Genomic DNA, 24,450 nt, shown 5'->3' with positions numbered 1-24,450 from the left:
TGCGGCGCATTGGCATTGAAAACTAGAACGACATGGCCAGGCGCATGCCGGAGCTGATCGCACGCAGCGCGTCGATCTCTGCCGCCGTATGGGCACCGCCGATCAGATGTGCCGGAAAACCTCGCGCAATGAGTGCGTGGTAAAGGTCGTTGACCGGCTCCTGTCCCGCGCAGATCACGACGGTATCGACTTCAAGGCAGCGCAGGTTTCCTTCGACCCGGACATGCAAGCCGGCATCGTCCATGCGCTCGTAGGTACAGCCCGCGACAAACTCGACGCCGGCCCGTTGCAGATTTCCTTTCAAGACCCATCCGGTTGTCAGACCCAGCGTCCGGCCCGGTTTTTCGAGACGCCTCTGCAGCATGATGACCTGCCGTGCCGGGGCGGCGGATAGCGGTGTGGCCAATCCCCCTTTGGCGCGCAAGCTGGGGTCTACGCCCCAGTAGGCTTGAAACTGGCGTATTGCCTGGTCTCCTTCGGCAGGCCACTGCTGACCAAGAAGGAACTCCGCTACGTCAAAACCGATGCCGCCCGAGCCTATGACCGCCACACGGCGGCCAGCCTGCGCTTTACCATCGAGCAGGTCGGCATAGGTGATGACCTTCGGATGCGACACGCCGGGAAAGTCGGGAATACGAGGGCGAACGCCTGTCGCGACAACGATCTGGTCGTAGTCTTGCGCGGCCAGTTCCTCATCCGTTGGCGACGCCTGCAATCTCAGGTCGACGCCCAGCACGTCGAACCGCCGGGCGAAGTATCGCAACAGCTCCCTGAACTCCTGCTTTCCAGGCACCGCCTTCGCGTAATTGAGCTGCCCCCCCAGGCGCTTCGATGCCTCATAAAGCGTGACGTCATGACCCCGCTCCGCCGCCGTGACCGCGCAGGACATCCCAGCGCCGCCGCCCCCCACAATGGCAATGCGCTGCCGCCGGCGCGAGGCATGCCATTCGGCATAGTCAAGCTCCCTGCCAGCCCGTGGATTGACCAGGCAGGTCACCGGCTTCCCTTTGAAGATATAGTCGAGGCAGGCCTGGTTGCAGGCAATACAGGTATTGATCTCGTCCGCGCGGCCCGCCGCGGCCTTACTGACGAAAGCCGGATCCGCCAGAAGAGGACGGGCCATGGAAATCATGTCGGCCACGCCCTCGGCCAGGATCTGCTCCGCGACTTCGGGCGTATTGATGCGGTTCGAGGCAACGACCGGAATCCCGACGACGCCTTTGATCGCGGCGACGGCGAATCTCCAGGCTCCCCGGGGAACGGCATACATGATGGTCGGAATGAGCGACTCGTGCCAGCCGATCCCGGTGTTCAGAATGTCGGCACCGACACTTTCCACCGCCTGCGCCAATTGAACGGTTTCCGTCCGGGAAGCGCCGTCTTCAACCAGATCGACCGCCGAGATCCGGTACATGACCAGGAAATCCGGCCCCAGCGCCGCGCGGATCCGGCGGACGATCTCGACCGGCAGCCGATGCCTGTTTTCCATGCTGCCGCCGAATACATCGCTGCGAGGGTTCGTGCGCTCACTCGTAAACTGATTCAGAAGATAGCCTTCCGAACCCATGATTTCGACGCCATCGAAGCCGGCCGCCCTCGCCAGTTCGGCGCAGCGGACGAAACCCTCGACCGTCCCCCAGACCTCCCGGGTATCGAGTGCGCGCAGGGGACGCCTGTTGATGCGTGACGGACGCTCCGAGGCTCCCACAGGCCGGGCGATGCGGGCATACCGCCCCGCATGAAGGATTTGCAGGAGTATCTTTCCGCCTTCCCGGTGGACCGCGGCGGTGATGGGCTTGAGCTTCTCTGCGTCGATCGGACTGGCCAGAACGGGCGCGGACTCGTCCATGCGCCCATCGGGGTGGGGAGCAAAGCCGCCGGTGACCATCAGGGACACCCCCTCTCGCGCCCGGGCGGCGTAGAACAACGCCAGACGCTCCGTGTGACGGTCGAGAAGCTCCAGCTGCATATGCATCGCTCCCATCAGGACACGGTTCCCCAGCAGATGGGTGCCGGCCCGTAGCGGCGACAGCAGTATCGGGTAGCGGGTCGGCGTGCAGAGAGTCATAGCCTTCTCGAAAAACGGGGAATCGACGGCGGCTCCGGGCCGAGTTCTTCACATTTCGGGGTAGTTCGGACCGCCGCCGCCCTCGGGCGCAACCCACACGATGTTTTGCGTCGGATCCTTGATGTCGCAGGTTTTGCAATGCACGCAGTTCTGAGCGTTGATCTGCAGGCGTTCGCCATTGCTTCCCGGTTGCGTATCGTTTTTCACGAACTCATAGACCCCTGCCGGACAATAACGCGATTCCGGGCCGGCATACCTGGCCAGGTTGATGTCGACAGGAACCGACGGGTCCTTGAGCGTCAGGTGCACCGGCTGGTTCTCTTCATGAGCCGTGTTCGAGATGAACACCGAAGAAAGGCGATCGAAGCTGATCTTGCCATCCGGCCTGGGATAAGTGATCGGCCTGAAATCCGAGGCGGGCTTCAGGCACTCGTGGTCGGCGTGCCTGCGGTGCAAGGTCCAGGGCACCTTGCCGCCGAAGAGCTTCTGCTCGATACCCACCATCATGGCCCCCGCGTACAAACCCTTGCTCATCCACTGCTTGAAGTTTCGCGCGCGATTCAGTTCCGAATAGAGCCAGCTGCGCTTGAACGCTTCCGGATAAGCCAGGAGTTCGTCCCGCGCGCGGCCGGCGCCGATGGCATCGAAAGCAGCCTGGGCCGCCAGCATGCCGGTCTTGATCGCGGCGTGGCTACCCTTGATGCGCGAAGCGTTCAGGAACCCCGCATCGTCGCCCACCAGCACGCCGCCCGGAAAGATCAACCTGGGCAACGAGAGCAGGCCGCCGGCGGTCAATGCGCGCGCGCCATAGGCGAGCCGCTTGCCATCCTCGAAGAAGGGCTTGATCATCGGATGCAGCTTGTAGCGCTGGAACTCGTCATACGGACTGAGGTAAGGATTCTGATAGGCCAGGCCGACAACGAAACCCGCGGCCACCAGATTGTTTTCCAAATGGTAGAGAAAAGAGCCGCCATAGGTATCGCTTTTCAGAGGCCAGCCGGCGGTATGGATTACCAGGCCCGGCCTATGTCTGGCCGGATCGATCTCCCACAATTCCTTCAGGCCTATGCCGTAGGCCTGCGGATCCGCCCCTTTGTTCAGATCGTACTTGGCCATCAGCCTTTTGCCGAGGTGACCGCGGCACCCTTCGGCGAACACGGTGTACTTGGCAACCAGCTCCATGCCCTCCTGGAAGCCGGCAGTTCGCTCACCATCTCGACCCACGCCCATATTGCCGGTGGCCACGCCGCGTACGGCGCCTCCCTCGTCATAAAGAATCTCGGTGCCGGCGAAGCCGGCATAGATCTCCACGCCGAGTTCCTCGGCCTTGGAGGCAAGCCAACGGCACACGTTTCCCAGGGAGACGACGTAGTTGCCATGGTTCTGGAAGTTTCCGGGCAAGGCGAAGCCGGGTACTTTGAAACCGCCGGACTCGGACAGGAACAGGAACCGATCCTCCGTAACCGGCTGGTTCAGCGGCGCACCGTCTTGCTTCCAGGCCGGCCATAGCTCGTCAATGGCTATCGGATCCATCACCGCGCCGGAAAGGATATGGGCACCGATCGTCGAACCTTTTTCGATCAGGCAGACGCTGATCTCGCCGCCGCTCTCCAAGGCAAGTTGCTTGAGCTTGATCGCCGCGGCCAGTCCCGCCGGACCGCCGCCAACGATCAGCACGTCATACTCCATTACTTCCATGGTCATGCTTTCCAGTCGTTTCCAGTCAATAGATGGTCGATTCGAGGTGGCGCCACGTTCCCACCGTCTCTCGAAAACTCGGGGCATGTTCCAGGGCGCCGATCGCGCGGCAGAAACCGGCAACCCGGCTCGCTTCGCAACGCCCTGCGGTCAACTTCCCGAACTTGGTCCGCAGATCGCCGAAATCCATCGGATTGTCCGCATGGCCCTTGGCCGAATCGATCCGGACATCGAAACGGTCACCGCTGGCAAGACGCACCGATAGTCTGCAAGGCGCGGATTGCGGATACCCGTCGGATAGTGCCGGGTCGACGGTAACCCGGGTTTTTCTCATCAAGCCCGCCAGTACCGCATCGTCGAGGCGCGCATCATTGAATGAATCCCTATCCACGTCGCCGTAGACGAGCATGGTCGCGACGACAAAGGGCAGGCTGTGATCGGCGGTTTCCGCGGTTCTCGGCGCCCACTTCAATGATTCACTCGCCATTTCATTGAACGATTGCTGATACGTCGCCACGTCGATACTTTCGATCTGATCCGGCCGGACCACACCGAACAGCCGTTGCGCCGCCCAGGCGGCAGCTTGTCCGTGGTAGCACAATGGGAAACTCTTGAAGTTGACCCGCGCGATGCGGTTCGACTCGCTGGCGATCGACGGCAAGTCCCAATCGAAGGCTCCGGTTATTTCGAACAAACCATGCGGTCCCTCAAACACCTCTTCGGGACCGGTATACCCCTCCCTTGCCAACAGGACGGCGAACACACCATTGCGGGCGGCGTTCGCTCCCGCACAGTTCTTCCAGCTCGAAAGACTCCCACGCCGGGTTTGCAGCAATGCAAGATTGGGGGCCAAGGCAAGGGACAGCGCCTGCCCCATTTGTTCCCTGTCCAGACCGAACAACATGCCCGCCCCCATCGCCGATGCGACCACGCCGTAGACGGGCTGGTCCCATCCAAGGGCGTTCAAATCGACGGCATCGCAGCAGGCGCAGTAGATCTCGTACGCCGCAATAGTCGCCGCGATGACTTCCGCGCCGCTCGAGTTACAGGCATCCGCCGCGGCGGCGATGGCGGCAACGACGTCGCTGGGATGTCCGCCGCATTTTTTCCTGTAGGCGTCGCTCAGATCGAGCAGGCGTAGCATCACGCCGTTGGCATAAGCCGCCATCTCCACGCTGGCGGTCCAGTCGCAGCCCCAGACCTGGGCGGCCGGCTGCCCCCCCTTGTAGCGGCCGGCGGTATGGCGGGCTTTGTGCGCCAGGGGCGTATCAAAAGCCCCCAGCGCGCATGCGAAGGTATCCACCAGACTGCGTTTGCACGCATCCACCGCGGAGGCGGAAAATGAAGCGTCTCTGGCGGAGATCGCGAAATCGACGATTCTGGACGAGGTCTTATCCATTCCCTGCCCGGCCGCTTGCGCGGATCGGGTCATCGATGATTGCAGGCCCTAGACCTGGATGCCGCTCGCCTTGATGATGGGAACGAATCGGGCGACCTGCTCTCGAACGAACCTGGCAGTGGACTCCGGCGTCGAATCCGTGACCGGGTCGATCGCAAGGCCTTGCAGGTCCTTCTGGAACGCCACGTCGCTCATGATCTTGTGAGACTGATCGCCAAGATAGCCCACGATGGCCGCCGGCATGGCGGGAGGCCCGAAAAGCGCGTTGAACGTGTAGGACAGCAGGTCGGGCATCCCGCTCTCGACCGCCGTCGGCACTTCGGGGGCAATCGGCGAACGCTTGTCCATCGTTATGGCCAGAATGCGGACTCGCCCCATGCGCTGCGCGGCCTCGACCGACGAGAAGGTCGCCATCAGGACCGGAATCTGTCCGCCGATCAGGTCTTGCACGCTGGTCCCGCTTCCCTTGTAGGGAACATGGGGGAGTTCCAGCCCCCCGGCCTGGGTCTTGAACATTTCGCCGGTCAAGTGGTTGATGCTGCCGACACCTGCGGAACCATAGGCATACTTGCTCGGATTGGCCTTGATCAACGCGATCAACTCTTGAAGATTCCTGGCTGGAACACTCGGGTGCACCGCGATCACCATGGGAATGATGCCGAGCAGGGCAATGGGCGTGAAATCCTTCACCGGATCATACGGCGGCTTGCTCATGATGAACGGACTGATCGCGTGGGTCGACGACGTCCCGATTTCCAGCGTATATCCGTCCGGCGCCGCGCGAACGACCTCCAGGCTGCCGATCGTGCCCCCTGCCCCGCCTTTGTTTTCCGGCACGATCGACTGGCCTGCGGCGGACTCCAGTTTCTGTGCAAAACGGCGGCCCAGGATGTCGGTCTGGCCTCCCGGCGCAAAGGGGATGATCAAGCGTACGGGACGATTCGGATAGGTGCCTTGTGCCAGCGCAAGCCTTGGTGCGACAAGAGATTGCCCGGCAGCCATACCTGCCGTGGCGAGAAAGACGCGGCGATCCATGAGTGTCTCCTAGGTTGTATGACGCTTGCTCAGGGCACAGAGATGGCTCATTTGGCGTCTTTTGTGAAACCGGATTTGGTTCGGCGATTCAACCACCACCCATACTGCTTGGGCATCAACGAAAACTCGGCGTCGTAGCCCAGGGCATGGGCTGCGTGGGCGGCCCAGAACGGGTCATAGAGCATTTCGCGGCCGATTGCGATCAGATCGGCCTGCTGCCGTCGAAGAATCTCGTCCGCCTGCGGCCCATCGATGATCAGGCCCACCGCGGCAGTAGCGATGCCCGCGTCCCGTCGTATCGCTTCGGCATACGGCACTTGAAATCCGCGATTGGCGACATTGCGCGAAGCAGTCGGAGAGCGGATCGCAATGCCGCTCGCCGAGCAGTCGACGAGATCCACGCCGCACTTCTTCAGTTCCCTGGCCAGTACGATGGAGTCCTCGATCGTCCAGCCGCCCTCGTCGACCGAAGAAACACGGAAGAACAGCGGTTTGCCTTCCGGCCAGGCCTTGCGCACCGCCCGCGAAATTTCCAGGGCGAATCGCATCCGGTTTTCCAGACTGCCGCCGTATTCATCCGTTCGATGGTTGGAGGCCGGGGACAGGAATTGATGGATCAGGTAGCCATGCGCGCCATGAACCTCGAGAATGTCGAATCCGGCCTTCTCGGCACGCTGCGCCGTGGCGACCCATGCATCGACCACATCGGCTATGTCGCTCTTGGACATGGGACGGGGGATGGGCCATCCTTCCAGGTAGCTTGTCGCACTGGGGCCGATCACCTCCCAGTGCTCCTCGCCTTCAACTGGCATCGAACGATCGAGCGGACCGAATCCGTCCCACGGCTTGAGCGTCCCCGCCTTGCGCCCCGCATGATTGACCTGGATCGCGGGAACCGACCCCTGCGCACGGATGAACTGCGTGAGGCGCTTGAGCGGCGCTATCTGCTCGTCCTTCCACAAGCCCATGTCACCGACGGTGCCCAGGCCCCGACGCTCGACTTTGGTCGCCTCCACGAAGACCAGCCCCGCACCGCCCATGGCGAACTTGGCGAAATGGGCGAAATGCCAGTCCGTGATGAAGCCGTCCACCGCGCTGTACTGGGCCATGGGGGACACCATCACGCGATTCGGAATCGTGACGTCACGAAGGGTCAACGGGGTAAACAGCAGAGGGATTTTCATTGGGGCAAGAGTTTCATATCCGATCGACAAATGACCAGCGCCTTTCCTATCACTCGGCGCTCGCGAACATCTTCCAAGGCCTCTTTCGCCTTCTCCAGCGGATACTCGGAAGCAATGGCGGGAAGCAGCTTTCCGCCGGCGATGGCTTCGGCCAGTTCCCGGATGTTCCGGGCCCCGCCTTCCGGGAATTTCCTGGAATACGTGTCCCATGACACGCCGATCACGGAAGCGCCTTTCAGCAGGGGAAGATTCAGTGGCAGGCGCGGAATCTCCCCGGCCGTGAAACCCACCACCAGATGCCTTCCGTTCCAGCCCAGACTCCTGAAGGCTGCCTCCGTATACCTGCCCCCGACCGGGTCGAGCACGACATCGACACCACGTTCGCCAACAATCGCCTTGATCGCGCTACGCAGGTCGTCTTTCTCGTAGTTGATGGTGTAGTCGGCGCCGCACTCGGTGCACCGTTTCAGCTTGTCGTCCGATGACGCGCAGGCAATGACCGTGGCCCCCAGCATCTTTCCAAGTTGGACGCCGGCGATGCCCACGCCGCCGGCGGCGCCAAGAACGAGCAGAATGTCCCCTCGGGCAAGCTGCGCACGGTCTTTGAGCGCGTGGTAGCTGGTGCCATAGGCCAACGGGAATGCAGCGGCATGCCGCATGTCCATGCCCGCGGGAAGCTTCCAGAATCGATCGGCGGCAACCACGGCCGACTCGGCAAAGCCCCCCGAGCGCGTAATGGCGACACCGGCATCGCCGGGTTCGATACCCGTCACGCCGGGCCCGATCTTTTCGACCACGCCGGAAAATTCATAGCCTGGAATGAACGGCAGGGCGGGACGATGCTGGTACAGATTGTCCAGCATCAAGAGATCCGGAAAATTGGCGGACGCGGCGTGCACCTGGACAAGCACCTCGCCCGCCTGCGGCACGGGTGTCTCGACATCACTCACCGCCAGGGACGCAGGCGAATAAGACCCGCGTTCGCCGGAGCCATGCTCTCCAAAGGCCGTACAGACAAGGGCACGCATCATCAGGCCTTCTTCTTGCGGTCCAGAAATGCCGCCACACGCTCGCGGTGGTCGGGCGTCTCGCGCAGGATGGAGGTATGGGACGACACCATGTCCAGATGCGATGCGAGCGTCATCGTCATGCCCTGGTAGATGGAGCGTTTGTAGGCACGCACCGCCTCGAAGGGCTGCGCCGCGATGGTCCGCGCAAGTTCTTTGGCGGCGTTCAATGCCTCGCCTTCCGGGACGACGCGATTGACCAGGCCGATGCGCTCGGCCTCGGCCGCATCGATGACACGGCCGGTCCAGCACAACTCCAGCGCCCGGGCGGTTCCGATCAGGCGCGGCAAGTACCAGGTGCCCCCGTCCCCCGCGATCAGCCCGACGTTGATGTAGCTCTCGGCCATGGTTGCCGTCTGCGCCATGATGCGCAGATCGCACATCAGCGCCATATCCATGCCTGCACCGCGCGCGGTGCCATTGACCGCGGCAATAACAGGCTTGTCCATTCGTTCAAGCGCGAAGGCAATCTTGTGCACGTGGCGAAAAAGAAAATCCTTGCGTTCGAGCGCATCGTTGTTCGCGCGCTCTTTCTGGGCATTGACGTCGCCGCCGGTGCAAAACGCCTTCCCGGCGCCGGTCAGGATGATCGCCTTCACCGCCGGGTCTTCGGCCGCCTCTTCGAGGATCGCGTTCCACCGGATGATCATTGCCTTGGTGAAGGCGTTGTACTTTTCTGGACGATTCAGGGTCAGCACGGCAATGCCGTCCGTATCGACCTCGAACAAGATCAGGTTGTCTTCGCTCATGACTCGGTCTCTTCCGCAGTAGGTCGGGTACTTGCGCGTGCCGCGCATTGTTTGATTTGCGCGGGCGCATATCCCAGCAGTCCGCCCAGGATTTCCTGGCCGTGCTCGCCCAGCTGCGGGATGTGCGGCTTCGGCGCCGCATCCGTACCGGGCATGGCGAACGGGGCATTGGGGATCAGGTAGCTGCCCGCCGGATCCACCACTTTCGTCATGGAACCCCGGTAGACGACCTGGGGATCGGCGATCGCCTCCGCGACGGTCATATAGCGGCTGCACGGCACGCCGTCGGCCAGAAGGTGGTCCTCGCATTCAAGGCCGGTGCGGACCTTCGTCCATTCTCCGATCAGATCCATCAGTTCGCCCCAGTGCGCCTCCCTGGCGCGCGTACGGGAGAACCGCGGATCTTCGATCCACTCCGGATGGCCCACGGACCGGGCCAGGAGCTCGAAGTTCTTTTGGCTGGTGGGAGCCAGCACGATATGGCCGTCGATGGTCTTGAGAGGTTGGTAGACACGCACCTTCTCGTTGGTGGGCGCTTGCGCTTCCTGAACTTCATAGACCAGGATGTTCAGCATACCGTCGAATAGCGAAACGTCCAGGTATTGGCCCCTGCCCGTGCGCAGACGCTGGATGTACGCAGCCTGGACGGCGCTGAAGGCGGATATCCCGCCGAACAAATCGCCGGTAAAGGTGGCGGTGTTGGCCGGCTGATCCGCCTTCTGGTAACCCATTTGCGCATGATCGAAGCCGGAGGCCGCATGCACCATGGGAGCATAGGCCGGGCGCAATGATTTGGGGCCGGTCTGGCCAAAACCCGAAATGGAACAATAGATCAGATCGGATCGCCCCTCGGAAAGCGCCTTGTAGCCGACGCCAAGACGGTCGGCAACACCCGGCCGCCAATTCTCCACCACGATGTCGCACTTCTGCGCCAGGGCTTTGGCGGCGGCAACGCCCGCAGCGCTCTTGAGATTGAGCACGACGCATTTCTTGCCGGCGTTCAACTGCCCGAAGAAGCTGCTGTAGCCATTGCGGACAGGACGCCTCGAGCGATTGTGATCGCCTTCCGGTGGCTCGACCTTGATGACTTCTGCACCCAGGTCCGCAAGCAGACGGGTGCAATACGGCCCCGACATCATGTTTGTGAAATCAAGAACTCTCACCCCCGCAAAGGGACCGGGATGAAGAGTGGGTTGCGTAGCTGCTGACATGAGGACTTCGGCTCCGAAAATTCCTATTTGGAAAACGGCGCGGGAATGGGGGCGATCACGCTCCAAAGCGCCTCGCCGCCCAGCGTCGCGACATGCCGTCCAATCCACTCGGCCCATTCGCGCTCGTCTCCGAATTCCTCGCGCCAGGACCAGACGCGCCGGGTCGACAGGTGCAGCGCGTGCTCCTTGGTGAATCCCATGGCCCCGTGAATTTCGTGGGCGATGGCGCTGACGATGCCGGCGGCTTCGGAAGCCCGGACCTTGGCGACCGCAATGGCGAACGGAGAGGCCTGTTCGGTCAGGCCCTCGACGGCGGCTTGCACAGCCGCAGAGGCGGCTGCCACTTCACCTGCAAGAACGGCCGCCTGCTGTTGGATAGCCTGGAATTTCGCAATGGGTTTGCCAAACTGGATCCGCTCTTGGGCATAAGTAACCGAACTATCAAGAATGGTCTCAAGAGCGCCGGAAATGGCACATGCCCGCGCCAGCGCGCCAAACGCGTGGACTTCGCCGGGCGACATCCCGCGCTCGATCGCCACATCGCCTTCGTCAACGATGGCATCGCCGAAATCCACGGTATCGCGCGGCTCGTTGGCAAAATTCTCCGCCTGGTGCCGGACGGCCGGCTTTCTGACCACGACGGTCGCCGGCTTTTGCTCATGCATCGCGGTAAGGACGACAGAAGAGGCATGCCGCGCCCAGGGAACGCGGTGCGCCACCCCGCTGAGTCGCCACTGCCGATTCACCCTGTGCAATTGCACCTGTGCTCCCGCTGGCGTGGACGCAATCGTGGCCGGCCCCTCCACGGGCGGCAGGCCAGCCGCCGACAGCAGCATCTCGGCCAGCAGCGTTTCAGCCAAGGGGGCATGCAGGGAATAGGCGCCGGCGACTTTCAACAAGGAGAATGCATCGGCCAGGTCGCACCCCGGTCCGCCGCGCGCTTCCGCCGTGGCCGCAAGAGTCAGTCCGGAATCTTCGAGAGCCGTCCAGACAGCTTCTGGCCACCCTCCTCGTTCTGCCGTTTCGATGGCCTGGCGGGTGCAGTAATCCCCGAAAAGACGTCTTGCGGGGTCCAATAACAGTTCGCGTTCGGTAGTCATCGGGTGCCGTCTCAGCGAAGTCCAAGCCCACGTGCGATGATCCCGCGGAGAATTTCCGCAGTACCCCCGCGTATCGTGTGCGACGGGGCATAGAGGATGGCCCTGGCGAGCATGTCGTGGAAACCGTCGGCCGGATCCAGGCTGGCCCTCGCCCACTCGGGGACGACGCGGCGCGCCACGGCGGGAATCTCCTGGTCCAGATGAGTGCCCAGGTCCTTGACCAGGGCCGCTTCCACCATGGGCGATTCGCCCCGCTCCAGGAGCCCCGCGATGGAAAAAGACATCTGGTGCAGTGTGGAGAGGTGGGCAACGAGACGTCCCACTTGCTCGGCATCGTATTCGGTCGCACCCTTCCCGATGTGATCCACCAATGCAACGAGAAGACCGTAGGCGTTCATCCATCGCTCGGAGCCGCTGCGCTCATGGGCAAGTTCGCCGGTGACCTGGCTCCATGCGCCGTCTACTTTGCCGATCACGGCATCCTCCGGCAGGAAGACCCGGTCAAAGATGACTTCGTTGAAATCGTGGTCATCCGCGAGGTTGTAGATCGGGCGAATAGTGATGCCTTCGGTCTTCAAGTCCACCATGAACTGTGTGACACCCGCGTGCCGATCCGCCTCGGTTCGCGCGCTCGTTCGTGCAAACAGATTCATCTTGTGTGCCATATGCGCATAACTGGTCCAGACCTTGGTGCCTTCGACCAGCCACCCGCCATCGACCTTGGTCGCTTTGGTCCGGATGGAAGACAGGTCGGAACCCGAATCCGGCTCGCTCAATCCGACACAGATGTAGCACTCTCCCTTGGCGATCAGGGGCAGGATTTCGCTTTTCTGCTTCTCGGTCCCCACGGCAAGTAGCAGCGGTCCTATCTGGCGATCGGCCAGCCAATGCGCGCGCACCGGCGCACCGGCGGCGAGCAACTCCTCGGCCACCACATAGCGTTCCAGGTAGGAGGACTCCTGGCCACCATATTGCCTTGGCCACGTCATCCCGATCCAGCCTTTGGCGGCGACTTTGCGGCTGAACGCGGGATCGTAGCGATCCCATCCGGCAGCTGTACGGGTATAGCCGCCCGATGCATGCTCGTCCGCGAGAAAGTCGCGGGCCTGTCGGCGCAGGGCGGCCAGCTTCGGCGCCAGCTCTGCGATTGGCGGAATGAAGTTAGTGAGTTTCACGTGTTTCGTACATCGGCGTTGCCGGGGGTACGGCTCCGCCGAAATGTCTCCGAAAAAATTCTTCTGGAAAGCTTGCCAGGCGTTCATTCGTTCATATTTATGAACGTTGTTCATATTATTAAATCTAACGAGCACCCTGTCAACAGAAACCAGGCCACCGGCGGAGATTCCTGGATGAGAGGACGGAGGCGACGGCATGCCCGCCCGACAAGGCGGAACTTATTCCTTGCCTTCGTAATATTTCCGGAACTCGGGTTTCCTCTTTTCCAGGAACGCCCGCACACCCTCATGCGACTCTTCCGTACCGTAATAAAGGCTGAGCGCCTGCATGCCGAGTCCCCCGATACCGCGAATCGAATCGGAGTCAGCATTGAACGAGCGCTTCGCGATGGAAATCGCCGTCGGGCTCAAGGCCAGGATCTCGTCACACCAACGCTTCACCTCGGCATCCAGTTGATCCGCCGGCACGACCGCGTTCACCAACCCCATTTCCAAAGCCTGCGCCGCCTGGTAGCGACGGCATAGAAACCAGATCTCGCGCGCACGCTTCTCGCCGACGACTCGGCCAAGGAGCGCAGTGCCGAACCCTGGATCCACCGAGCCGACCTTGGGGCCGACCTGGCCGAAGATTGCGGTCTCTGACGCAATGGCCAGATCACAACACGTGACCAGCACGTTGCCGCCGCCGATCGCATAACCGTTGACTCTTGCGATCACGGGCTTGGGCACTTCGCGGATCAACCCCTGCAGTTCCTCGACAGGAAGCCCGATCATGCCTCGGCCGTCATATCCGCCATCGTGCGCCGACTGGTCGCCGCCAGTGCAAAACGCCTTGTCTCCCGTCCCCGTCAGGACGATCACGCCGACCGACCTGTCCCACCCGGCGCGGTTGAAAGCGTCGATCATCTCGTCGCAGGTCTTGCCTCGAAAGGCGTTGTATTTCCCGGGACGGTTGATCGTGATCGTCGCAACGCCGTCGTCCTGACGGTAAATGATGTCGCTGTACTCGCCCATGTCTGCTCCTCGGTTGTCGTGGCAAAAAATATTCAACGAATCATGGCATAGAACCTTTCGTCAGTGTATATTTACGAACATCGTTCATATATAAGAACGAATCAGGAATAGTCCCCCGCCCCGGACAGTGCGGCCGCCCCTCGGAACAAAGCCCTACTCACATCGCAGATAGACATGGCTGGACCTCTCTCACATCTCCGCATCCTCGACCTGACGCGCGTCCTGGCCGGCCCCTGGTGCACCCAGATGCTTGCCGATCTGGGTGCCGACGTCATCAAGGTGGAACGCCCCGTTGCAGGCGACGACACGCGTCATTGGGGCCCGCCGTGGACCAAAGACGGCCAGGGCGACAATACGGAGGACTCTGCGTACTTCACGTCCACCAACCGAAACAAACGTTCGATTGCGGTCGATCTCAGCACGAAAGAAGGCCAGGCGCTGGTTCGCACCCTGGCGGCGAAGTCGGACATCCTGGTGGAGAACTACAAGGTCGGAGACCTCAAGCGCTACGGCCTGTCGTATGAAGACCTGCGCGAGGTCAATCCCAGGCTGATCTACTGTTCGGTCACGGGCTATGGACAGACCGGCCCCTACGCGTCGCGTCCTGGCTACGACTTCGTCTTCCAGGGCGAAGGGGGACTCATGAGCATCACCGGCGAAGCCGATGACAAGCCCGGAGGCGGCCCGATGAAAACCTCGATCGCGGTGGCGGACGTGCTCACGGGATTGAACGCCGCGATCGGCATTCTTTCCGCGATAGAGAGTCGCCACGAAACAGGTCGTGGACAGCATATAGACATCGCGCTTCTCGACACGATCGTGCATTTCGGCTCGAACCAGATCGTCAGCTACTTCACCAGCGGCAAGATTCCCCGACGCTGGGGGAACGCCCACCCCAACCTCACGCCTTACCAGATCTTCAAGACTGCCGACGGCCACCTGATCGTGGCTTGCGGCAACGATGCCCAATACCAGGCGATCTGCTCGATCCTGGGACGCGACGACCTGGCGCGGGATCCTCGATTCCAGATCATGTCGGGCCGCAATGAAAACCGGGCGGCGCTGGTCCAGCAGCTTGAAAAGACTTTTTCAGAACATACCACCGAGGAATGGCTCAAGCGTCTCGAAAACTGCGATGTCCCGACCGGTGCGATCAACACTTACGACAAGGTATTCCAACATCCCCAGGTGGTCCATCGCCAGATGAGAGTGGACATGCCGCACGTAGCGGGAGGCATGGTGAGCACCGTGCGCAACCCGATCCGGCTTTCGGGAACGCAGATCGAATACCGGTATGCGCCGCCACAGCGCGGCCAGCACACCGACGAAATTCTTGGCGAGATCCTGGACCTCGCCGCCAGCGACCTGGAAGCACTGCGCAAGAAGGGCACGATTGAATGAAGCGGGGCGCAAAGCGCCCAAGGAACCCGCACAAATGACCTACGAACTTCAAGAGGATCAACGCCAGGTCCAGGATCTCATCCGCCGCGTCGCCAGGGAGCGCGTCGCTCCACGCGCGCAGGAAATCGACCGGACTGCCGAATACCCTCACGACATGTTTGCCCTGCTCAAGGATCTGGGACTGTTCACCTTGCCTTTTCCCGAGGTCTATGGCGGCGCCAACAGCATGCTGTCCGCATGCGTTGCCATCGAGGAACTGGGACGTGTCTGCTACAACACCGCCTACCTCCTTCTCGTCCAGTGGGTGCCTTTTGGAGCAATCCTCGCTGGCGGCACCGAGGCCCAGAAACAGCGCTTGCTGCCCGGCCTGGCTGCCGGAGAGATCCGCGGCGCGTTTTCCACCACCGAGGCGCAGAGCGGGTCCGATGTCGGCAGCATCCGCTGCCGCGCCGTAAAGGTGGAGGGCGGCTACAGGATCAATGGCGCCAAGATCTGGTGCACGAACTCCGACATCGCGGATTTCGTCCTGGTGGCGGCCAAGTACAACGATGGCGACAAGGACGGAATCAGCCTGTTCATCATCGAGAAAAACGCCGAGGGATTCACGGTCGGAAAGAAAGAAGACAAGATCGGCGCACGCGGCGTTCCCTCCTGCCCGCTCTTCCTCGACAACGTATTCGTCCCCGACGAAAACCTGCTCGGAGGCGGCTTCCGCGCCGTCATGGAAGCCTTCAATGCCAGCCGTCCGCTGATCGGCGCTCGCGGTGTCGGACTGGCCCAGGGCGCCATCGACCACGCCATCGAGTTCATCACCAACCGCAATGCCTTCGGCCAGTCCATTTCGGAATTCCAAGGCATCCGATGGATGCTGGCGGACATGGCGATCCAGACCGAGGCCGCGCGCAACCTGGTCTACCGCGCCGCATCGATGGTGGATGCCTGCGAACCCGCTGCCGCGCTGGCGCCGGTCGCCGCCATGGCCAAGTGCTTTGCCACGGACACCGCGATGCGTGTGGCAACCGACGCGGTGCAGATGTTCGGCGCCGCCGGCGTCTCGTCGGAGTACCCGATCAACCGATACTTCCGGGACGCGAAAGTTCTTCAGATCATCGAAGGCACCAATCAAATCCAACGCAACATCGTCGCCAACGGGTTGCTTGGCCGTCCTTCCCGCCGATAGACGGACGCCAGGCACCGCCAACAGTAAAGGTAAAACCATGAGTGAAGAAGACATCCCCACCGTCGGTCTTGGCCTGTACTTCGAGGATCTACCGCTCGGGAGGAAATTCAAGACGCTCGGCCGCACCGTCCAGGACGCCGATATCTGCGCATTCATCAACGTCATTCACATGACGGAGGTGCTGTTCACCGATATGGAGTTCGTCAGGAACGAGTCGGACATCAAGGGCCGTATTGCCCCGGGGGCGTTCATCTACGGCATGGCCGAAGGCCTGCTCGCCCAATCGACGATGCAGAAGACGGGCTACGCGTTCATCAACATGGAGCTTACCGTCCATTCGCCAGTGTTTGCCGGCGACACCTTGCATGTGGAGTGCGAGGTCATCGAATCCCGCCGTTCGAATAGCCGGCCGGGCCGTGCACTGGTCCGTACCCGCAACAAGGTCGTCAAGCAGGACGGCACGGTCGCCTTGACCTACACCCCGCTGCGGATGCTGAAGTGCCGAGACGCAGCGAGATAGCAACTTTTTTGCAATGGAGAAAGCCATGCGAGGACTCAAGGACAAAGTCGTCATCATTACCGGCGGAGCCGGCGGCATCGGCGCGGCGCTTTCTGCAAGATTCGCCGCCGAAGGCAGCAAAGTCGCCATCTTCGATCTCAACGCGGCCAGTGCCGACGAAGTCGTGGAAGGGATCAAGACGAACGGAGGAACAGCCATCGGCTGCGCGGTCGATATCACCGATCACGATGCCGTCAATGAAGCGGTCGCCAGGATCGAGGCCACGCTCGGCCCCGTCGACGTGCTCGTGAACAACGCCGGCTGGGATCACGCGGACCGCTTCGTCAACACCACGCCGGCCCTTTGGCAGAAGCTGATCTCCATCAATCTCGTCGGCCCGCTGAATCTCCATCATGCGGTGCTCAAAGGTATGCTCGAACGCGGTCATGGACGCATCGTGAACATTGCCTCCGATGCCGGCCGGGTCGGCTCCTCGGGAGAATCCGTCTACTCGGCATGCAAGGGCGGCATCATCGCCTTCACCAAGACCATCGCCCGCGAGACCGCGCGCAAGAAGATCAACGTCAACGTTGTCTGCCCGGGGCCGACCGACACCGCACTGTTCAAGGATTTTGCCGGGGAAGGCGAAAGCGGAGACAAGCTGCGCGGTGCGCTGGAAAAAGCGATTCCGTTTGGCCGCCTGGGCCAGCCGGAAGATGTAGTCGGTGCCGTCTGCTTCCTGGCCTCGGACGATGCGTCCTTCATTACGGGTCAGGTGATTTCGGTCTCGGGTGGGCTGACGATGGCGGGCTAGCGCCGTCCGCCCCCTTTCACCTGGCAGCACCGGTTCCCAATGAATGCGAGACAAACGGCATGAAGACGATTCTCAAGACGGTTCCCCTTCTCCTCCTCATGGCGTCCAACGCCGCCCACGCCGAAGAAACCTATCCGTCGCGCCCGATCCGCCTGGTCCTTGGATTTGCCGCCGGCGGAGGGACCGATGTCATTGCCCGCGGCATTGCCCAGAAAATGGGCGATGCCATGGGAGGACAGGTCTTCGTCGACAACGTGACCGGCGCCAACGGCAATATCGGCAGCGACCAGGTCGCGAAATCCAGGGCTGACGGCTACACGCTCCTCTACAACACGTCCGCCCTGATCCTGAGTCCTTCGCTGTACACGAAGCTTCCGTACAGCTACAAGGATTTTCAGCCCGTTGCTCTCACGGCCAGCCTCCCGATCATCCTGGTGGCATCACCGAAGAGCCCGTACAAAAGCGCGTCGGACCTCATCGCCGCCATCAAGGCGAATCCGGGAAGGTTGAACTACGCGTCCGCCGGGAACGGCAACATCACCCACCTCTCCGCACTGCTCCTGCTACAAGCGATCGGGGGGTCCGCAACTCACGTTCCCTACAAGGGCGAAGCCCCCGCCGTCACCGACGTCGCAAGCGGACAGGTGGATTTCTATGCGGGCACCTCCGCGGGAGTGATCCCATTCATCAAAGACAAGCGCCTGATCGCCCTGGCAGTGGGCACGGAAAAGCGCATGAGCGGGCTGCCGGATGTCCCCACCCTCTCCGAGGTTGTCGGCAAGCCGTTGGAACTTGGCGCCTGGTCAGGCATCGTGGCCCCGGCGGGCACCAAACCCGAAATCGTCGCCAAGCTCAACGCGGCCATTCAAACGGCCCTGAACGACAAGGATCTACTGGTTCGCCTTGCAGAACAGGGAGCCGAACCGAAGCACGGCACGCCAGTCCAATATGGCAGGTTCATCGCTGACGAACATGAGCGATGGGACAGGATCATCAAATCCAACAACGCACGCATCGACTAGCCCTGCAAGATCGAAGAGGAAGCATGCAATGGCTATCGACACCCTGGAACAAATGCAGGCGATCGTGGACCGGTCACCCTTCAATCGATGGATCGGCGTCAAAGTTGCCCATCTGGGCCCCGATGGGCTCATGCTGGAGGTTCCCTGGCGTCTCGACCTCGTATCCAGTCCGGAACGCAACTCGATACACGGCGGTGTCCTGGCATCGCTCATCGATACGGCCGGCGACTACGCCATTGCAGCACGCCTTGGCTATCCGGTCCCGACCATCGACCTTAGCGTGGACTATCACCGGGCCGCCAGCTCCGGGGTCTTGCGCGCCAGTGCGCAGGTCGTTCACATGGGGAAGCAATTGATCACTGCGGAAACGCGCATTGCCGATGACCAAGGCCGCCCGATCGCCAGCGGTCGAGGACTCTATTTCGACAGCGGCCCCCCTCGGGCGGTAGCCAAGACGACCGGCGCCGGACAGCAATGACAACGACGACCGGTATTGCCAGCGGCCCCTTGAAGGGAATCAGGATTGTCGAATTTGCGGGCATAGGCCCGTCGCCGATGGCAGCCATGACCCTCGCCGACATGGGCTCGACGGTACTGAGGATAGATCGGCCGGTCCCGCCTGGCCTGGGCATCGAGCGACCGCTCGAATACAACCTGCTCTTGCGCAATCGCCAAAGCATCGCACTCGACTTGAAGGATCCGGCGAGCAAGGAGCTGGTGCTGGAACTGCTTGAAACAGCGGATGCCCTGATCGAAGGCTTTCGTCCCGGCACGATGGAGCGGCTGGGATTGGGGCCGGAGATCTGTCTTGCCCGCAATCCACGCCTCGTATACGGCCGGATGACGGGCTGGGGGCAAGACGGTCCCCTGGCTCGAGCAGCCGGACATGATCTGAACTACATCGCTCTGACCGGCGTATTGAGCTGGATCGGGCGCGAAAAGCAACCGCCCACGCCGCCGCTCAATCTGGTGGGAGACTATGCGGGCGGCGGACTCTATCTGGCGTTGGGAATTCTTGCTGCCATCCTCGAGGCACGCAATTCCGGACAAGGACAAATCGTCGATGCCGCGATTGTCGATGGCACGGCCGCCCTGGCAACCTCCGTTTTCGGCATGCATGAAGCGGGCATGCTCGGTCCCCGGGGAGAGAACATCCTCGATTCCGGCGCCCCCTACTACGACGTGTATGAATGTGCCGACGGATGCTGGGTGTCGGTCGCGCCGATCGAAGACAAGTTCTATCAAGATCTTCTCGAGCGTCTGGAGATCGATGCAACGACGCTCGGCCGCCGGGAGGCTCCCGATTATCGTCGACGGGCGGCGGCCGCCTTGAAGGCCAGATTCAAAAGCCAGGATCGCGACTATTGGTGCAGGCTGCTGGAAGGTACGGACGCTTGCTTCGCGCCGGTCCTGAGCGCCAGCGAGGCGCCGGAGCACCCCCACCTCAAGGCTCGCCGGACCTTCGTGACGGTGGACGGAATCACCCAGCCGGCGGCGGCGCCGCGATTCTCTCGTACCGGCAACGGGCTTCCCGTTCCGCCGGCGAAACCGACCAAAGAGACAGGCAGGGCAGTTCTTGCAGAGTGGCTGGGCGCCGAAAAGGCGCGATCAAGAGAGGAATTGCTGAAAGGATGATCGACGCCGGGCCTGCTGCCTCAATTGCGAACGTCGCGCAGTACGTCGGAGGCTCGCGGTGCGACCTCCAGCATCAGCCTCTTCAAATCAGGAAGAGCCTTCTGGAAACGCTCGGTAGGGCCGGCAATCATCAACGCATGCGTCGCCGTGCCATCGTTGGAAACAATGGGCGCGGCAATACCGGAAGCGCCAGAAACCGCTTCCCCGAGACTGATGGCGATACCTGTGCTTTGGATCCGCTCGAGCTCGTCCCTGAGCCAGGCCTTGTCGATAGCGGCCTTGGTCACCGGACCGACCATCTTGGTCGACTTGATGTACCGGTCACGCCATTCCGGCGGCTGGAAAGCCAGCAGGGCGCGGCCGGCGGCAGACACGAACAGGGGCCGGGAGGTACCCGCGGGGACGGCATAGCGAACGGCTTCCTGGCTCTCGATCATTTCCACGTAGTTGCACAGACCGACCGTGCGGTCGATGGTGGCGAGGTAGACACTTTCGCCGCTCCTCTCGGCAAGCTCCAGCAGAAACGTGCGTATCAGTTTGGAGAAGGTACGGACAGAAAGTATGTCGAGCGAAAGCTGGAACGCCTTCGGCCCCAGGCTGTAACGGCCCGTGGCTTGCGTCAAGAAGCCACTTTGCACCAATGGCCTCAGGAGAGAAAGCAGGCTGCTCTTGGGAGAGACCAACGCGGCGCTCAACTCGGCAAGCGACATGCTATCGCCGGATTTGGCCAGGGAGTGGAATATGTTCAACAGACGCATCAGGGACCGGGGCCCCGACGATCCTGCCTCGCCAGGCATCACATCTTCACGCTTTGGATTTTTTCCAGTATTCGTCAACTGCGTCATGTCCCGTGTCGAATCCAGAGAAGATGCGGATATGCAGAGCGATCTCAGTTTAACGCGTTTAAGTCGCCCACACCCCCTTCTTCCGCCTTGCCGTGAACATTGAAAGTCCCTTTTTTCGCTTTGGAGACGCACATGCTGGTTACCCTTGAGTATCGTGGAGCGATTGCGATCGCAACGTTGAACCGCCCGGAGGCCCTCAACGCGTTAAGCCTTGAACTGCTGTCCGATTTGAGGGATGTCATCGGGCAGATCCGGCAATCCGCGGCGCGCGGATTGCTCATCACCGGCTCCGGCGGCAAGGCTTTCTGCGCTGGCGCCGACATCAAGGAAATGATGGAACGCTCTGCTTCTGCAAGCAGGAAGGCCATTGCGGAAGCGCAAGCCATCATCAGCAGCGTCGGCACGCTCCCCATCCCCTCTGTCGCCGTGATCAACGGCTTTGCCTTCGGGGGCGGACTCGAGATCGCCCTGGCGTGCACGTTCCGGGTCGCGATGAAGCAAGCACGGATGGGCTTGCCGGAGATCAAACTCGGCCTCATACCCGGATACGGCGGCACGCAGCGACTCCCGCGCCTCGTCGGCGAATCGCGCGCGCTCGATCTGATTCTTTCCGGACGGACGGTCGATGCCGACGAAGCCTATCGCATGGGGTTGGTTGACCGGCTGTCGGAAGGCAGCGACCCGATCGAAGCGGGCGTGGATTTCCTGGCTTCGTTCACGGGCTTCAGCCTTGCCGCCTCCGCCCTCGCCCGGGAAGCGGTCGCGAGAGGGGCGGAGCGCGGCCTGGACGATGCGCTCAGGATCGAAGGCGATTTGCTGACGCTCGCGCTTCAAACCGGCGATGCCAAGGAAGGCATGCTGGCGTTCATCGAAAAGCGCAAGGCTTGCTTCAAGGATGAATGAGTTGGCGGGGAAGGGCCGGGGGCAAGCGTCGCCTATCGCCGGTTCCCCACTGCCCGCCGGCCTGGCGGCCGTCCGGACAGGCGCCGATTCCAGGCTATGATGGTGGGTTGCCGTGCGCTTTCCCAACCCTGTCTTACCCGTGCCAGATCTCACTCTCGACGATTTCGACTACGAACTTCCGCCCGAGTTGATCGCCCAGACCCCCGCCGCCGACCGCACCGCCAGCCGCCTCCTCCACCTGGATGCGCAAGGCGGGCTGCACGACCGCCGGTTTGCCGACCTGCCCGGCCTGCTGCGCCCGAACGATCTCCTGGTCTTCAATGACACCCGGGTGATCAAGGCGCGCCTCTTCGGGGAAAAAAGCAGCGGCGGCAAGGTGGAAGTGCTGGTCGAACGCATCACCGAACCCGACCGCGCGCTGGTGCACCTGCGCGCCAGCAAGTCGCCCAAGGCCGGCGCGACGATCCGCCTGGCGGGCGCCTTCGACGTGACCATGCTGGGCCGCGAGGGCGACCTGTTCGACCTGCGCTTCCCCGGCCCGGTGCTGGAACTGCTGGCCGAGCACGGCCAGACGCCGCTACCCCCCTACATCACGCACACGCCGGACACCGGCGACGACGCCCGCTATCAGACGGTGTACGCCCGCGAACCCGGCGCGGTGGCCGCCCCCACGGCGGGGCTGCACTTCGACGATGCCCTGCTGGCGACACTGCGCGCCCAGGGCGTGCGCACCGCCTTCGTGACGCTGCACGTGGGCGCCGGCACCTTCCTGCCGGTGCGGGTGGACAATCTGTCCGAACACGTGATGCACAGCGAACTCTATACGCTACCCCAGGCCACCGTGGACGCCATCGCGCAGGCCCGCGCCGCGGGCGGCCGGGTGGTCGCCGTGGGCACGACCAGCGTGCGGGCCCTGGAGTCGGCCGCCGCCACCCACTGGCCGCTGCGCGAGACGCGCGGCGACACGCGCCTGTTCATCACGCCCGGCTTCGAGTTCCGGGTGGTGGACGCGTTGATCACCAATTTCCACCTGCCCAAGTCGACGCTGATGATGCTGATCTCGGCGTTCGCGGGCATGGACCCCATCCGCCGCGCCTATGCCCATGCCGTGGCCCAGCGCTACCGCTTCTTCAGCTACGGCGACGCGATGTTTATAGAACGATGAACGGACTCAAATTCGAACTCCTGGCCACCGAGGGCCAGGCCCGCCGCGGGCGCGTGACGCTGAACCACGGCGTGGTCGAGACGCCCATCTTCATGCCGGTGGGCACCTATGGCACGGTCAAGGCCATGGCGCCCTACGAGCTGGACGAGGTCGGCGCGCAGATCGTGCTGGGCAACACCTTCCACCTCTGGCTGCGGCCGGGCACGCAGATCATCGATGCCCACGGGGGCCTGCACGGCTTCATGCAGTGGCACAAGCCCATCCTGACGGACTCGGGCGGCTTCCAGGTGTTCAGCCTGGAGGGCCTGCGCAAGATCACCGAGGAAGGGGTGCGCTTCGCCTCTCCCATCGACGGCGCGCGGCTGATGCTGACGCCCGAGGAATCGATGCGCATCCAGCGCAGCCTGAATTCGGACATCGCGATGGTGTTCGACGAGTGCACGCCCTACGCCATCGACGGCCGGCCGGCCACCGTGGACGAGGCGGCCACCTCGATGCGGATGTCGCTGCGCTGGGCGCGCCGCTCGCGCAATGAATTCGACGCGCTGGAGAACCCCAACGCGCTGTTCGGCATCGTCCAGGGCGGGATGTACGAGACCCTGCGCGACGAATCGCTGGCGGGCCTCAAGGACATCGGCTTCCATGGCTATGCCATCGGCGGCCTGTCGGTGGGCGAGCCCAAGGAAGACATGCTGCGCATCCTGGCCCACGTGGCGCCCCGGCTGCCGCAGGACGCCCCGCGCTACCTGATGGGCGTGGGAACGCCCGAGGACCTGGTGGACGGCGTGGCCGCCGGCGTGGACATGTTCGACTGCGTGATGCCCACGCGCAACGCCCGCAACGGCTGGCTGTTCACCCGCTACGGCGACGTCAAGATCCGCAACGCGCGCTATCGCGACGACACCCGTCCGCTGGATGAAACCTGCGGCTGCTATACGTGTCAGAACTTTTCCCGCTCGTACCTGCACCATTTGTTCAGGTCGAACGAGATCCTGGGGGCGCGGCTCAATACCATCCACAACCTCCACTATTACCTGCAGCTGATGCAGGAAATGCGCGATGCCATCGCCGGCGGCGTTTTCGCGTCCTGGCGGGCGGAATTCGCCGCCAACCGGGCCCGTGGCGTCTAGAATTCCACCTCCCGGCCCCGTCGTGGCCAACCAGGAGCTCGCGGCCACTGGTCAGCACGGCGGATCCGGCCGGGGTTATCCCTAGAAGAGGCCGGGTTCCGCCCTGGGCGGGCTGGGCTACAATTTTGAGTTATTTTCGACGCAAGTCATTGATTC

The 24,450-nt window shown here is 62.5% G+C and carries 22 protein-coding genes; 10 read left to right on the top strand and 12 right to left on the bottom strand.

The genetic code is table 11. The features are described 5' to 3' along the window. Window positions 1-22 precede the first annotated feature (22 nt). From R4823_RS06430 to R4823_RS06380, 11 genes are all read right to left on the bottom strand, one after another. On the bottom strand, window positions 23-2,068 hold the full coding sequence (locus R4823_RS06430; protein ID WP_087837013.1) for an NADPH-dependent 2,4-dienoyl-CoA reductase: 2,046 nt from the start codon (window positions 2,066-2,068) through the stop codon (window positions 23-25). 48 nt (window positions 2,069-2,116) lie between these two features. Continuing rightward, window positions 2,117-3,772 carry an electron transfer flavoprotein-ubiquinone oxidoreductase gene (locus R4823_RS06425; RefSeq protein WP_176400645.1) on the bottom strand — a complete coding sequence of 552 codons (1,656 nt, stop codon included), beginning with the start codon at window positions 3,770-3,772 and terminating at the stop codon, window positions 2,117-2,119. Window positions 3,773-3,791: 19 nt separating this feature from the next. Beyond that, entirely contained in the window at window positions 3,792-5,198 is a 1,407-nt protein-coding gene (locus R4823_RS06420; RefSeq protein ID WP_087837015.1) for an MmgE/PrpD family protein, read from the bottom strand. Between the two features lie 15 nt (window positions 5,199-5,213). Continuing rightward, the gene (locus tag R4823_RS06415; RefSeq protein WP_087837016.1) at window positions 5,214-6,200 is read right to left on the bottom strand and encodes a tripartite tricarboxylate transporter substrate binding protein; all 987 of its coding nucleotides are present in this window, start codon (window positions 6,198-6,200) and stop codon (window positions 5,214-5,216) included. Between the two features lie 47 nt (window positions 6,201-6,247). Continuing rightward, window positions 6,248-7,384, bottom strand: coding sequence for an NADH:flavin oxidoreductase/NADH oxidase (locus R4823_RS06410; RefSeq protein ID WP_087837017.1), 1,137 nt, complete (start codon window positions 7,382-7,384; stop codon window positions 6,248-6,250). Then, entirely contained in the window at window positions 7,381-8,415 is a 1,035-nt protein-coding gene (locus R4823_RS06405) for an NADPH:quinone oxidoreductase family protein (RefSeq protein ID WP_243724409.1), read from the bottom strand. Before R4823_RS06405 ends, R4823_RS06410 begins: the two co-directional genes overlap by 4 nt. Beyond that, window positions 8,415-9,200, bottom strand: a complete 786-nt coding sequence (locus R4823_RS06400) for an enoyl-CoA hydratase-related protein (RefSeq protein ID WP_087837018.1) — start codon at window positions 9,198-9,200, stop codon at window positions 8,415-8,417. Before R4823_RS06400 ends, R4823_RS06405 begins: the two co-directional genes overlap by 1 nt. Further along, on the bottom strand, window positions 9,197-10,411 hold the full coding sequence (locus R4823_RS06395; protein WP_087837019.1) for a CoA transferase: 1,215 nt from the start codon (window positions 10,409-10,411) through the stop codon (window positions 9,197-9,199). The genes R4823_RS06400 and R4823_RS06395 overlap by 4 nt, the downstream gene beginning before the upstream one ends. A gap of 23 nt (window positions 10,412-10,434) precedes the next feature. Beyond that, window positions 10,435-11,511: an acyl-CoA dehydrogenase family protein gene (locus tag R4823_RS06390; RefSeq protein WP_087837020.1), complete on the bottom strand. Its 1,077-nt coding sequence runs from the start codon at window positions 11,509-11,511 to the stop codon at window positions 10,435-10,437. An 11-nt stretch (window positions 11,512-11,522) separates the two neighbouring features. Then, window positions 11,523-12,686 (bottom strand): acyl-CoA dehydrogenase family protein, encoded by a 1,164-nt coding sequence (locus R4823_RS06385; protein ID WP_243724408.1) that lies wholly within the window; start codon window positions 12,684-12,686, stop codon window positions 11,523-11,525. Window positions 12,687-12,905: 219 nt separating this feature from the next. Next, window positions 12,906-13,700: an enoyl-CoA hydratase-related protein gene (locus R4823_RS06380; protein WP_087837022.1), complete on the bottom strand. Its 795-nt coding sequence runs from the start codon at window positions 13,698-13,700 to the stop codon at window positions 12,906-12,908. A gap of 174 nt (window positions 13,701-13,874) precedes the next feature. Between R4823_RS06380 and R4823_RS06375 the strand changes: the two genes are divergently transcribed. The 7 genes from R4823_RS06375 to R4823_RS06345 are packed head-to-tail and all read left to right on the top strand — an operon-like array spanning window position 13,875 to window position 20,251. Next, the gene (locus R4823_RS06375) at window positions 13,875-15,101 is read left to right on the top strand and encodes a CaiB/BaiF CoA-transferase family protein (RefSeq protein WP_087837023.1); all 1,227 of its coding nucleotides are present in this window, start codon (window positions 13,875-13,877) and stop codon (window positions 15,099-15,101) included. Window positions 15,102-15,135: 34 nt separating this feature from the next. After that, the gene (locus tag R4823_RS06370) at window positions 15,136-16,281 is read left to right on the top strand and encodes an acyl-CoA dehydrogenase family protein (protein ID WP_087837024.1); all 1,146 of its coding nucleotides are present in this window, start codon (window positions 15,136-15,138) and stop codon (window positions 16,279-16,281) included. Between the two features lie 37 nt (window positions 16,282-16,318). Beyond that, on the top strand, window positions 16,319-16,801 hold the full coding sequence (locus R4823_RS06365) for a MaoC/PaaZ C-terminal domain-containing protein (RefSeq protein WP_087837025.1): 483 nt from the start codon (window positions 16,319-16,321) through the stop codon (window positions 16,799-16,801). 25 nt (window positions 16,802-16,826) lie between these two features. Continuing rightward, window positions 16,827-17,594: a glucose 1-dehydrogenase gene (locus tag R4823_RS06360; RefSeq protein WP_087837026.1), complete on the top strand. Its 768-nt coding sequence runs from the start codon at window positions 16,827-16,829 to the stop codon at window positions 17,592-17,594. A 59-nt stretch (window positions 17,595-17,653) separates the two neighbouring features. Continuing rightward, on the top strand, window positions 17,654-18,616 hold the full coding sequence (locus tag R4823_RS06355; RefSeq protein WP_087837027.1) for a tripartite tricarboxylate transporter substrate binding protein: 963 nt from the start codon (window positions 17,654-17,656) through the stop codon (window positions 18,614-18,616). Between the two features lie 28 nt (window positions 18,617-18,644). After that, the gene (locus R4823_RS06350; RefSeq protein ID WP_087837028.1) at window positions 18,645-19,094 is read left to right on the top strand and encodes a PaaI family thioesterase; all 450 of its coding nucleotides are present in this window, start codon (window positions 18,645-18,647) and stop codon (window positions 19,092-19,094) included. Continuing rightward, on the top strand, window positions 19,091-20,251 hold the full coding sequence (locus R4823_RS06345; RefSeq protein ID WP_087837029.1) for a CaiB/BaiF CoA-transferase family protein: 1,161 nt from the start codon (window positions 19,091-19,093) through the stop codon (window positions 20,249-20,251). The genes R4823_RS06350 and R4823_RS06345 overlap by 4 nt, the downstream gene beginning before the upstream one ends. A gap of 20 nt (window positions 20,252-20,271) precedes the next feature. On the opposite strand, the gene R4823_RS06340 is transcribed toward R4823_RS06345, so the two are convergent. After that, window positions 20,272-21,096, bottom strand: coding sequence for an IclR family transcriptional regulator (locus tag R4823_RS06340; protein WP_243724407.1), 825 nt, complete (start codon window positions 21,094-21,096; stop codon window positions 20,272-20,274). A gap of 132 nt (window positions 21,097-21,228) precedes the next feature. Between R4823_RS06340 and R4823_RS06335 the strand changes: the two genes are divergently transcribed. The 3 genes from R4823_RS06335 to tgt all read left to right on the top strand — a co-directional run bounded on the left by R4823_RS06335 (window position 21,229) and on the right by tgt (window position 24,294). Next, complete coding sequence (locus tag R4823_RS06335) at window positions 21,229-21,999, top strand: enoyl-CoA hydratase-related protein (protein WP_087837031.1); 771 nt, start codon at window positions 21,229-21,231, stop codon at window positions 21,997-21,999. Between the two features lie 139 nt (window positions 22,000-22,138). Beyond that, window positions 22,139-23,164, top strand: coding sequence for a tRNA preQ1(34) S-adenosylmethionine ribosyltransferase-isomerase QueA (gene queA / locus R4823_RS06330; protein ID WP_087837032.1), 1,026 nt, complete (start codon window positions 22,139-22,141; stop codon window positions 23,162-23,164). Next, the gene (gene tgt / locus R4823_RS06325) at window positions 23,161-24,294 is read left to right on the top strand and encodes a tRNA guanosine(34) transglycosylase Tgt (protein WP_087837033.1); all 1,134 of its coding nucleotides are present in this window, start codon (window positions 23,161-23,163) and stop codon (window positions 24,292-24,294) included. Before queA ends, tgt begins: the two co-directional genes overlap by 4 nt. Window positions 24,295-24,450: the final 156 nt, after the last annotated feature.

The sequence above is a fragment of the Pigmentiphaga sp. CHJ604 genome, assembly GCF_036972535.1.
Classification (GTDB): Bacteria; Pseudomonadota; Gammaproteobacteria; order Burkholderiales; family Burkholderiaceae_B; genus Pigmentiphaga; species Pigmentiphaga daeguensis.
The sequence above is the reverse complement of the archived record's forward strand: the minus strand, read 5'-3'. Positions and strand labels throughout refer to the sequence as shown.